Source organism: Rhodococcus sp. KB6 (assembly GCF_001445685.1).
Taxonomy (GTDB): domain Bacteria; phylum Actinomycetota; class Actinomycetes; order Mycobacteriales; family Mycobacteriaceae; genus Rhodococcus_F; species Rhodococcus_F qingshengii.
The window spans coordinates 22,045-33,551 of the sequence record NZ_LNAK01000017.1; the positions used below are offsets into that span (position 1 = coordinate 22,045).

Here is an 11,507-nt window from a genome sequence, read left to right on the forward strand (position 1 = left end):
TGTCGCGAAACGATTGGGTCTTGTAGTAGCCGTACCGGCGATCGACAAAGAGGCGGTCGACCTCGATGCGCGCCGATCTCAGTCGAGGATGTACGGGCGATGACGGTGGCCATGAAGGGCCAGCGTCCCGAGCAGTGATCTTCCATACCGATCGCGGCACCCTGAACCGTGCCGGGTTCCTTGCCGCTCCTATGCTGGCGACAACTCCGGTTGGAGAGTGGATCGCCTCGAACTCTTCGGGCGTGATGTAGCCGAGGGTGCTGTGGAGCCGGCGACTGTTGAACCAGTCGACCCACTTCATCGTGCCGAACGTTGCCGGCGAGCCGTTCCTGCACGTACTCGCGCAACGCATCGCTGCCCACCAGCTTCGCAACCTTCGGACGTTGGCGGCCTGTTGCGCCTTCCACTGCGCCGCCAGGGACCTGCTATCCGCTTCGGGTCGCCGCGTTGCGGCGCAGCTCACGTGAAATCGTTCCCGGGTCGAGTCCGATTCTGGCGTGTCCCCGGTGAATGAGTTCGCCCTGTTCTAGAGTCCTGTGGCCCAGAATCGGGTCAGAAGGGACGATGAAACACATGGCTGGCCGGAAGAAGCACTCCGCAGAGGACATCGTGCGCAAACTGCGCCGTGCGGACGAACTCGCTGCCGCTGGCAAGACGAATGACGAGATCGCCGCCGACCTCGAGGTGTCGTCGGCGACGTTGTACAACTGGCGCCGCTCGTACGGCGGCATGGACGTCGACGCCGCCAAGTAACTACGCGAGTTGCGGGAACAGAACAGCCGGCTCAAGCGACTGCTCGCCGAGGCCGAACTGGAGATGGACGCCCTGCGAGAGGTGGCGAAGGGAAAATTCTGAGCCCGGACGCCAAGCGCCGTGCCGTCGACATGCTCAAAGAGGTGCTGAGCGTGTCCGAGCGGCTCGCGTGCAAGGCGGTCGGGCTCGCCCGCTCCACCTACCGCCGGATCCCGCTCGCACAGACGCCGGCCGACCCGGACGCCGGCCTGCGGGCATGGCTGCGGACGTATGCGAAGGGCTATCCGTGTCACGGGTTCCGGCGCGCGTGGGCGGCGCTCCGCTTTGACGAGCACCGGGAGGTGAACAAGAAGAAGGTGCACCGCCTGTGGCGGGAGGAGGGCCTGCAGCGACGGGTCCACAGTGCCCGCAAACGAGCGGGCATCTCGTCGTGTCCGACGGTGGAGTCGGACGCACCGAAGATGGTGTGGGAATTGGACTTCCAGTTCGATTCCACGGTCGACGGGAAGTCGGTGAAGATCGCGTCGATGATCGACGAGCACACCCGTGAGTCGCTGCTGAACATTGTGGAGCGGTCGATCACTGCCGAACGACTCACCCGGGAGTTGGAAGCGTGTTTCGCGGCGGCGGGTGGCTCACCGAGGGTGTGGCGGATGGACAACGGACCGGAGTTCATTTCCCAAGCGCTGCAATCGTTCTGCGCGGGAAGGGTGGGGTTGGCGTACATCCCGCCTGGGACGCCGTGGAACAACGGGTACATCGAGTCGCTCAACAACCGACTGCGCCGGGAGTGCCTGGGCTACCTGACCCCGGTCGAGTACGCTGCCCGATGCAGTCACCGGTACTTGCCGGTGGGCTGTGAGATCGCCTGAGATCGGTATCAATCACAACCTGGCTCTGGAACCGGGTGGACCGACTATCGGGGACCTGCCAATTCGGCGGGCGATCTTTCGGACCCCGAAGTCCTGGGCGCGCAGTAGAGCGCGATCTCCTCGCGTTCGGCGAATGACAGGTAGCGGCCCGTGGGGTCGTCCAGACTGATCGGTGGCATCCCGCCAGCGTGATGGAACCAGCGGGAGCCGACCGGCCATGACACGCCAACAGCGTCCGCCGCCTGCAACGTCGTCACGCCAGAGGCGATCCGCCGCCAGAAATCCCGCTGCACCGCACGCGACGGGCCCGGCGATCGCATCGGTGGCTGCAACGCCCGATCCGCCGCCCACTGCCGCCGCGCACCCGACGGCGCCTCCGGCATCTGCTTCCCACCACCCCCCATCGCGCACCTCCGTGATTGAGGTGTTGCGACGACCGATTGAATCCGTCCTGACTGCCGGCATCGCTGTGATGAATGAGCCCGTCGGCCACGGCATGGCCACCGTGGTCGCGGCGCCCCAACGCCATCTTCAACGCCGTGGTGACCATGGGGGTGTCCTTCACGCTCGATGCGTGCCAGCCGACGATCGTGCGGGAGAAGCAGTCGATCACGAACGCCACGTAGACGAACCCGGCCCACGTTCGGCAGTAGGTGAAGTCGGTGACCCATTTCCGGTTCGGCGCCTCGGCGGTGAAGTCCCGATCGAGCAAGTCTGGCGCTCTCCGACTGTCCTTGCCGCCGAGCGTGGTCCGGTGCCGGCGGCCGCGGACGACACCGGACAGGCCCTCGGCGCTCATGAGTCGGTCGACGGTGCAGGCGGCGACCTGGTAGCCGCCCAAACTTATCGCGTCACGTTCGATGTGCCAATGTTCGGCGACGAGCATTGGTCCACGATGCCACTCCTGTGGCTTGCGCCGAAAAAGTGGGCGACCCGCACGGCCTGTCGATCGTTAGTCCTGGGGACGGTCTCGAGTGACCCCGCGGCGAGCGCCGTGGTACGGCCGATGTCGCCCGTCTGTGCGCCGATGGTCTGGCAGCTGCGATCACAGCGACCTACCGATGAGTTCCTTCATGATCTCGTTGGTTCCGCCGTAGATCTTCTGTACCCGTGCCGCGGCGTACATCTGGGCGATCGGGTACTCCATCATGTAGCCGTAGCCGCCGAAGACCTGTAGGCAGCGGTCGATGATCTCGACTTGCTTGTCGGTTCCCCACAGCTTGGCCATCGAAGCCGTCGCTGGATCGAGGGTGCCGTCGATGTAACGCTGGATGCAATAGTCCATCAGCGTCTTACCGGCGAGGACGTCCGTCTTGCATTCCGAGAGCACGAACTTGGTGTTCTGGAAGTCCAGGATCGGCTTGCCGAAAGCGAGCCGCTCTTTGGCGTACTTGACGGTCTCAAGTACCGCGGCCTCGGCCATCGCGATGCCAGCCACACCTATGATGAGGCGTTCTCGCGGCAACTGCTCCATCAGCTGGATGAAGCCCTTGCCCTCTACGCCGCCGAGCAGGTTCTCTGCGGGCACACGCATGTCGGTGAAGGAGACCTCTCGCGTGTCCTGACCGTGCTGGCCGATCTTCTGCAGCACGCGGCCTCGCTCGAACCCCTTGAGTCCCTCGGTCTCGGCGACGAACAGCGAGATTCCCTTGGCCCTGAGTTTGGGGTCGGTCTTCGCGACGATAACAAGCAGGTCGCAGTGAGACGCGTTGGAGATGAAGGTCTTGGACCCGTTGATCACGTACTCATCGCCATCCCGGGTCGCGGTCGTGCGCACAGCCTGCAAGTCGGACCCAGTACCGGGCTCGGTCATCGCGACGCCGATCACCATCTCGCCGCTGGACATCTTGGGGATCCACCGTCTCTTCTGCTCGTCGGTGGCATAGGCGGAGATGTAATGGGCGACGATCGTTGAATGCACGTTGAATCCGAAGGCTGTGTCGTGGGCCAGGGCCAACTCCTGCTGGACGACAGCCTCGTGTCCGAAATTGCCTCCGCCCCCGCCAAACTCATCTGGAAGCCCCAGGCACAGCAGTCCGGCGGAGCCCGCCTTTGTCCAGAAGTCACGGTCAATCTGATGATTCTCGGCCCAACGCTCCTGGTTGGGGGTGGCTTCCCTTCTGAAGAACTCGGCCGCGTGCGTCCGTAGTGCTGCCTGATCCTCGGTCTCCCACGGGGAGCGGTATTCGGGGAACAACTTGCTCATAATTTCTACCTTCCGGTGAACTCGGGTGTGCGCTTGCGCAGGAAGGCCGCTTGGCCCTCGTGGCTGTCTGCGGAGTGCACGGACACGTGGAAATTGCGCCTCTCATGCTCGAGGCCTTGAGACAGAGACGTCTCGAACGCGCGCAGTGCGGCATCCTTGGCCAGGGCAACCGCGAGTGGCGAATTCTTCGCGATGCGCTGTGCCATGGCGAGGGCGTGGGCGCCCGCTTCGCCGTCGGTGACCACCTCGGCGACCAGTCCCGCGGCACAGGCCTGCTGGGCCGAGCGGGAGTCGCCGGTCAACAACATCGCCATAGCTTTCGACTTGCCGATGGCTTGGACCAGCCGCTGGGTGCCGCCGCCACCTGGAATCACCCCGAGCTTGACCTCGGGCACCCCGAACTCGGCCGATTCGCCCGCGATCACAATGTCGCACGCCAGCGCCAGCTCACAGCCGCCGCCGAGAGCCAGGCCCTCCACTGCGGCGATCACCGGCTTCGGGAAGGTGCCCAGGTCAGCCCAGATCTTGCCGCCCAGTGCCTTTCGCTCGCCGAGCAGCGAATCGGCGCGGATCTGGTCGAAGGCGCTGATGTCCGCGCCGGCGCAGAAGACCCCGTCGGAGCCGGTCAGGACTACTGCGCGAACCGCGTCGTCGGTGCGAATGCTATCCAACTTAGCGTTGAGTGCGGACAACAACTCCTCGTTGAGTGCGTTCTTCGCCTGAGGCCGGTGGAGCGCCAGCACCACGACAGGGCCCTTGCGGGACGACACCAGGACATCGCTCATGACTAGGCCTCCTTGTAGATATCGGCGTGCTCGGCGCGCATCGCCTTCTTATCGAGCTTGCCGACACTGGTGCGGGGCAGCGCGTCGACGAACAGGACTGTGTCCGGCAGCTGCCACTTCGCGAACTTGCCGGCAAGAACGCTGTTGATCTCCTCGAGCGTGAGCTCCGCCCCGTCCACAGTGACGACAAGCACGACTGGGCGCTCCTGCCACTTCGGGTGGTCGACGCCGATGACAGCCACCTCCTGAACCTTCGGATGGCCCATGATCGCGTTCTCCATGTCGATCGAGGAGATCCACTCGCCGCCGCTCTTGACGACGTCCTTGATGCGGTCAGTGAGCTTGAGGTAGCCGTTCTTGTCGATCCTCCCGACATCCCCAGTCCGCCAGTAGCCGTCGAGGAAGTGCCCGCCGTCGTCGGCGAGCTTGTGGTACCGCTCAGTGATCCACGGCCCCCGTACCAGGATCTCGCCCTGGCTTGCCCCGTCGTGAGGTAGATCCTTGCCTGCGGCGTCGACGATCCGGATGTCGATGCCAGAGACGGGAAGGCCCTGGCAACGCTTGAGGTCCCACGCCTCCTCAGTGGAGAGCACCCCGCGCAGAGAAGGCTTGACCGGACCGTTCACCGTGACGATCGGCGTGGTCTCGGTAGCGCCATAGGCGTGGATGACGTCCGCGCCAGCGATCTCGCGGAAGTCGCGCATGAGCGACAGCGCGGGCTCGGTGGCGCCGGAGAGCAGTCGCGCGCGGCTGAGGTCAGGGGCGACTGCGAGGGTTTTGATGTAGTCCATCATCGGCTGGAAGATCGCGGGCGCGCCGTTGGCGACCGTCACCTGCTCGGCGATAATCTCGTCGACCAGCACCTTGGTGTCCTCGGCCAGGTACCGGCCGGGAAGCACGATCTTCGCAGCAACGTAGACGGCGGCCTGCGGCAGACCCCAGGACTGGCCGTGGAACATTGGCGTGATGAGCATGACGCAGTCGTCGCTGCGCATGCTGATGGTCGCGGCGAGAGAAATCGAGTGCAGGTAGATGCCGCGGTGCGAGTAGAAGACGCCCTTGGGACGGCCCGTGGTACCGGTTGTGTAACAGGCACTATAGGTGGAAGTCTCGTCAACTGTCGGCCAGTCGATCTCACTATCGGCAGCGGCCATCAGATCCTCAAAGTGATGAGTGTTCGGCAGCTTGGTGTTGATCGAGGACATCGGCTTGTCCGTCATCACCACCCATGCCCGCACCCCGGGAGCGTGCGGGGCGAGGGCCTCGGCGATGGGTAGCAGGCTCTCATCAACCAGCACCACCGAGGCCCCGCTGTGTGTGGCGACGTGGCCGAGGTCCTCTGGCGACAGCCGCAGATTCATCTGCAGCATCGCAGCGGCCAGGCCCGGGATCGCCCAGTACAGCTCGAAATGCCGTTTGCTGTTCCAATCGAGGATTCCAACTACGTCTGCGGGGCCGACACCGAGGCGGGCGAGCGCGTTGGCGGCCCTCTTGATTCGGCTGTACGCGTCGGCGTAGGAGTAGCGGTCCCAGCCACCATCCGGGGTTCGGAAGACGATCTCCTGCTCCGGATAGGTGCGGGCCGCGTGCCGGATCAGGCTGGTGGTGTTGAGTTGGTAGCTGTCACCGTGCGTCGACGGCAATCCCTTGACGATCTCGGTAGTCATGGCGTACCTCTCAGATTCGTTCGATGATGGTGGTGTTGGCGGTGCCGTGGGCCTCGCAGATGGTTTGCAGGCCGTATCGCCCGCCGGTTCGCTCCAGCTCGCACAGCAGGTCGGTGAGCATCCGCGCGCCGGTGGACCCGAGCGGGTGACCGAGCGCGACGGAGCCGCCGTTGACGTTGAGTTTGTCGTCGTCAATGCCGAACTCGCGCTGGAACATCAGCGGGACGCCGGCAAAGGCCTCGTTGACCTCGAACAGGTCGATGTCCGCGGCGGCCAGCCCGGCGGCGGCGAGGGCCTTGTGGGTCGCGTCGAGTACCGCGGTGAACTGCACGACGGGGTCGGCCGCTGCCACCGTCAGCGCACGGAACCGGGCTCGGGGCCGCAGGCCGTGCTCGGCGGCGAACTCCCGGTCCGCGATCAGCAGCGCGCCTGCCCCGTCGCTGAGCTGGGAGGAGTTCGCGGCCGTGGTGCGGCCGTCTGTGGTGAATGCTGCGCGCAGCGAAGCGATCTTGGCCGGATCGAGATGCTCGCGAATGCCCTCGTCTGCGTCGATCACCGGGCCGGATGGATCGTGCGGGTCGGCGGTGATCGGCACCAGTTGCGCCCGGAAGCGTCCAGCACGCGTTGCGGCGAGCGCGCGCTCGTGACTGCGGATGCTGAACGCGTCCAGGTCCTCTCGGCTCAGGTTGAACTGGAAGTTCATCAGCTCGGACGAGGGCCCCTGCGCCAACAGTGCGCCGTCGTAGCGGGCCAGCTCGAGCGGGCCATACTGCGGGCCCAGGGGTGCACCGGGCTGGAACGCGGAAGGCATCGACACCTGCGACATCGACTCGACGCCGCACGCGATCGCCAGTCGGTAGCCGCCCGCCATGACGCCGTGCGCCACGAAGGTAACGGCCTGCTGGCCGGATCCGCACTGCCGGTCGACCGTAACGGCTGGAACCGACTCGGGGAGTCCCGCCGAGAGCACCGCGTGCCGACCGATATTCGAAGACTGCTGGTCATGCTGCAGCACGCAGCCCGCAATAACATCGTCCAACAGCATGGGATCGATATCATTGCGGTCCATCAGGTTTCGTAGCGTGTGGCCGAGTAGATCGACCGGGTGCCACTGACTTAGCGCACCGCCGCGCTTGCCGACGGGCGTGCGGACGGCGTCGACGATGACCGCTTCTCGGATGCTCATGCGGGCTCTCCCTTTGCTTGCATGTAGATGCCGACGAGCGGGATGTCCGCGTCTGCGGCCAGGCCCTCCCAATCGGCGGTGGTGCGAGTGACAAACGCGCTCGCCAGTTGGTCCTGCCGGTGCTTCGCGCCGAGCAGTGCGAGTGCACGGTCCCGGAAGTGCGGCTCCAGTGCACCGAGCGCCACGTGTCCATCTGCGCTGGCATAGATCCCGTAGCTGGGTATCGCCCCACCCAGTGGCGTGCCGGGGCCCATCAGTCCGTATCGGACAGCCGCTCCTGCGTCAGCAGCGGCCTCTTCGAGGACGATGCGCCGGCACTCTCCCCGGCCTGTCCGCGCACGGCCCATCAGCGCTAGCAGCGCGGCCGAAACCGCCCGCTCCGCACCGACAACGTCGGCTACCGGCACCGTTGGCATGGTCGGCGGAGTCAGGGTTCCGTGCGCCGCCTGGTATGTCAGGTCATGGCCAGGCACCTCAACGAATTCTCCGTCGTGGCCGACGATCTCGACGAGAGACAGCGCCGGAAATTGCTGCGGGAGCTTGTCAAGACCCAGGCGGGCAGACGCTGATGGCCGCATGGCGGTGATGAGTACATCCGCCCACGAGAGTTCGATCTCGAACGCCGCTCGCTGTTCCGCGCTTTTGAGATCCAGCCTGACCACAGTCTGGCCGGACGCGAGATCTTGGTACCACTGCGGCGCCATCGAGGCCAGCGGGTCGCCCGTCGGCGGCTCTACCTTGATCACTTCCGCTCCGAGTTCACACAGCCGCGCAGCTGCGAGTGGACCGGGCAGATTGACGGCGACCGAGACCACCCGCACGCCCGACAGCGGCAAATCCTGTGACAACAGCCACTCCCTTCGTCGCTGTACTACTGTACAGTTATTGAGCCAGATGTAAAGCGGTTGGTGTGATCCGTATAATCGCGATTCATGAAGGGTGAAATGCCGTGACGGACCCGCGCGCGAGCTTCAACGACCTCACAGCGAAAGCGAAGATCCGCAATGCGGCTCTGGATCTATATGCCGAACGAGGCGAAGACCGCGTATCGATGCGAGCTGTCGCGGCGGCCGCCAACGTGACCGTCGGACTGGTTCAGCACCACTTCAAGACTAAAGACGGACTGCGAAACGCTGTCGAGCAACTGATAGTCGACTATCACGCGCAGGCTCTCGCTGACACTCCCCGCGACGGTATGCCCGCTGAGGTGGCGGCGGCTCGAGATCAGGCAGTCCGGACAATGCTTGAGGACCATCCACCGGTCGTCAACTATCTAAGACGCGCCTTGCTCGACCTGGCGGCGGGCGAGGGTAAACTGCTTGCGCGCCTGACAGAACTGAGTCGCAACGAGGTGGCCAAGTTGCGCATGGCGGGGATCGCCTCCACCAGCAAATCTGAGGCGGAGCAGGTGATAGGCCTCATGATTCGTCAACTTGGACACCTGTTCCTGCAGCCCATGGTCGACGCGATGTGGAATCAGCTATCGGGTCCGGACATGGCGGAAGCATCCAAACCATCACTGAAAGTCGAGACCGAGACCCGGCGGACGGAATCTGACGAACTTCGATGAGGCGGATTCATGCGGTCGTCGCAACGAGCAACACTGCGAGACGCTCGGCTGGAGTATGCCAGTCGAGCGTCTCGCGGTTCGTTAGGTGATCGAGCGGGCCAGCGCGGCGGGTAGTTCTCGAATCCTGGCGGCCATCGCGGCGTTGACATGTTCGGCGGAGTGACCGTCGGGCAGGTGGCGCAGCAGAGTGAAGGGTAGATAGTTCGTCGGGACGCATGGCATCTCCGGGGCCCGATAAGAAGGTCCCTAGGATCAGGCAGCCCCCTCGACAGCTCACCTTCGGCCGCCCTCCACAACGCCTGGTTGGTAGCTAGTTTGGACCGTTTCGGGCGGGTGCTGCCGGCCGCGCGGTTTATGAGGTTCACGGTTGTATCGGTGCAGCCCTGTCCGATCGGGTGTTCTTGCGCAGATCGTAGAGAACACGGTCGCCTCCTATGGCGCCGGAACGAAACAACGTCGATGACCAGGCTATCTACATTTGGCGCATCTGGCATGTTCCCCATGAATGAGACCATGCGGTTCTAGAGTCCTGTTGCTCCACTTCGGAGCCGGAAGGACGATAGAGATCATGGCTGGACGGAAGAGGCATTCCGCAGAGGAAATCGTTCGCAAGCTGCGCCGGAGCGACGAACTCTCCGCGGCGGGCAAGACCTCCGAGGAGATCGCCGCCGCGCTCGAGGTGTCGCCGGCGACACTGTTCAACTGGCGCCGCCAGTACGCAGGAATGGACACCGACGCAGCGAAGGAGCTCAAGGAACTGCGGGAACAGAACGGCAGACTCAAGCGACTGCTCGCCGAGGCAGAGCTTGAGAAGGATGCGCTGCGCGAGGTCGCGAAGGGAAAATTCTGAGCCCAGCGGCCAGACGCCGCGCCGTGGACATGCTCGTCTCGACTATGAGCATCTCGCAACGGGCGGCGTGCAAAGCCGTTGGGCTCGCCCGATCGACGTACCAACGCACGCCGGTGGCGTTGACACCGGCCGATCCTGACGCCGAACTGCGGGCCTGGTTGCGTTCCTACGCCACCACGCACCCGGTGCACGGGTTCCGGCGTGCATGGGCGAACCTGCGCCACGACGAGCACCGTCACGTCAACAAGAAGAAGGTGCACCGCCTCTGGCGGGAGGAAGGCCTGCAGGTCCGCATCCATCACCCACGCAAGCGCGCCGGCCTGAGCTCGGTCCCGCAGATCGAGGCCGATGCACCGAAAGTGGTGTGGGCATTGGACTTCCAGTTCGACTCCACCGTCGACGGGAAGGCGGTGAAGATCGCGTCGATGCTCGACGAGCACACCAGGCTGTCGGTGCTGAACATCGTGGAACGGTCGATCACGGCGACTCGGCTCGTCGCCGAGCTCGACAAGGCGTTCGCGTTGTGGGGTGGTCCGCCGCGGGTGCTGCGCATGGACAATGGTCCGGAGTTCATATCGGTTGCATTGCAACGGTTTTGCGGTGACCGGATCGGGATCTCGTACATTCCGCCGGGTACTCCGTGGATTAACGGCCACATCGAATCATTCAACAACCGGCTGCGAAGGGAATGCCTCAACCGGAACCACTGGACGAATCTGCTCGAAGCGAGAGTCGTGATCGGGGACTTCAAGGACGACCACAACCACCGACATCGCCACTCGTCTCTCGGCTATCTGACTCCGGCCGAGTACGCTGCCCGATGCACCCACACGCACCAACCAGTGGGTTGCGAGATTGACTGAATCAATCAGAACGTGGCTCTAAGACCACACGGCCCGAATATCGGGGACCTGCCACATCCGCTGGCCCGTTGAGTCAATCGTGCCGCCGTAACTGGCGGTGCGGCGAAGCATCGTCCGTAGCACCAAGGTCTGGCTTGCTTGGCCCCTGCACAGCCCCGGGTGTCGGTGCTGTTGTGGGGTTGGCGGCGTGTTGGGGTGTGTGGGGTGTGGTGCCGGTGCCGGTGCCGGTGCTGGTGGTGGGGGTGTTCGGTGGGGTGATCGGGCGCGGTGGGGAGGGGTCGGCGGGTGCTCGGTGCGGATTTTGAATTGTGTTGTGCCGCAACGGATGTTTTGAATGCTGTTGTGGTGTTGGTGGGTTCGGCGTCTTTGCGTGGCTGTTTTGGGCTGTTTTCTCGTGTTTGGTTGTGGGCGTTGTGATTTCGGCTCTGGTGGTGTCGTGTCGCGTTTTGGCGTTGTCGGGGCGGTGGTATATCATTGGTGCATGACATCGGGACGGGTTGAGAGCGACGGGGCGGGCCGGACTGCGGCGCGCGCAGCGCGTCCCCGTCTCTCGTTCGGGTTCGGGGGTGCTGCGGTGGTGGCGCTGAATTATGTTGGTGTGTCGGTTATTTCGGTTTCGAGGGGAGCGCAGCGACCCGCTCGACGGCTGCCTGGGGTGACCCACCGCGAGCCGCGTAGCGGCTCCCTGGCGGGGAGCGCAGCGACCCGCTCCGTCTCCCGGCGCGCAGCGCCGGGAGGAGCGCCGCGGCAACGCC

8 protein-coding genes and 4 pseudogenes are annotated in these 11,507 nt (G+C 64.6%); 4 read left to right on the forward strand and 8 right to left on the reverse strand.

The annotated features are described in order from the left end of the window. Window positions 1–296: 296 nt before the first annotated feature. Window positions 297–497 (reverse strand): annotated as a pseudogene (locus tag ASU23_RS34665) (IS30 family transposase); the annotation flags it as partial. A 76-nt stretch (window positions 498–573) separates the two neighbouring features. On the opposite strand from ASU23_RS34665, the pseudogene ASU23_RS03185 reads away from it, so the two are divergent. Then, window positions 574–1,625: pseudogene (locus ASU23_RS03185) on the forward strand (IS3 family transposase). Between the two features lie 48 nt (window positions 1,626–1,673). Here the strand turns inward: ASU23_RS03185 and ASU23_RS34670 are convergent. From ASU23_RS34670 to ASU23_RS03215, 7 genes and pseudogenes are all read right to left on the reverse strand, one after another. Next, a pseudogene (locus ASU23_RS34670) lies at window positions 1,674–1,945 on the reverse strand (helix-turn-helix domain-containing protein); the annotation flags it as partial. A 125-nt stretch (window positions 1,946–2,070) separates the two neighbouring features. Further along, window positions 2,071–2,451, reverse strand: a pseudogene (locus ASU23_RS34675) (DDE-type integrase/transposase/recombinase); the annotation flags it as partial. Between the two features lie 219 nt (window positions 2,452–2,670). Next, on the reverse strand, window positions 2,671–3,831 hold the full coding sequence (locus ASU23_RS03195) for an acyl-CoA dehydrogenase family protein (protein WP_058037228.1): 1,161 nt from the start codon (window positions 3,829–3,831) through the stop codon (window positions 2,671–2,673). 5 nt (window positions 3,832–3,836) lie between these two features. Next, window positions 3,837–4,616, reverse strand: coding sequence for an enoyl-CoA hydratase/isomerase family protein (locus tag ASU23_RS03200; RefSeq protein ID WP_058037229.1), 780 nt, complete (start codon window positions 4,614–4,616; stop codon window positions 3,837–3,839). A gap of 2 nt (window positions 4,617–4,618) precedes the next feature. Next, entirely contained in the window at window positions 4,619–6,283 is a 1,665-nt protein-coding gene (locus ASU23_RS03205; RefSeq protein ID WP_058037230.1) for a long-chain-fatty-acid--CoA ligase, read from the reverse strand. Between the two features lie 10 nt (window positions 6,284–6,293). Next, the gene (locus ASU23_RS03210) at window positions 6,294–7,469 is read right to left on the reverse strand and encodes a thiolase family protein (protein ID WP_058037231.1); all 1,176 of its coding nucleotides are present in this window, start codon (window positions 7,467–7,469) and stop codon (window positions 6,294–6,296) included. Further along, the gene (locus ASU23_RS03215; protein ID WP_058037232.1) at window positions 7,466–8,317 is read right to left on the reverse strand and encodes a CoA transferase; all 852 of its coding nucleotides are present in this window, start codon (window positions 8,315–8,317) and stop codon (window positions 7,466–7,468) included. Before ASU23_RS03215 ends, ASU23_RS03210 begins: the two co-directional genes overlap by 4 nt. A gap of 101 nt (window positions 8,318–8,418) precedes the next feature. Between ASU23_RS03215 and ASU23_RS03220 the strand changes: the two genes are divergently transcribed. From ASU23_RS03220 to ASU23_RS34455, 3 genes are all read left to right on the forward strand, one after another. Next, window positions 8,419–9,039 (forward strand): TetR/AcrR family transcriptional regulator, encoded by a 621-nt coding sequence (locus ASU23_RS03220; RefSeq protein WP_058037233.1) that lies wholly within the window; start codon window positions 8,419–8,421, stop codon window positions 9,037–9,039. Window positions 9,040–9,604: 565 nt separating this feature from the next. After that, window positions 9,605–10,752, forward strand: a protein-coding gene (locus tag ASU23_RS03230) for an IS3 family transposase (protein ID WP_156423082.1) whose coding sequence is annotated in 2 segments (ribosomal slippage) — window positions 9,605–9,872 and window positions 9,872–10,752 — 1,149 coding nt in all. Because the reading frame shifts where the segments join, the coding sequence is not laid out codon by codon here. 481 nt (window positions 10,753–11,233) lie between these two features. Further along, the coding region (locus ASU23_RS34455; protein ID WP_216637111.1) for a hypothetical protein at window positions 11,234–11,507 on the forward strand (274 nt) is incomplete at its 3' end.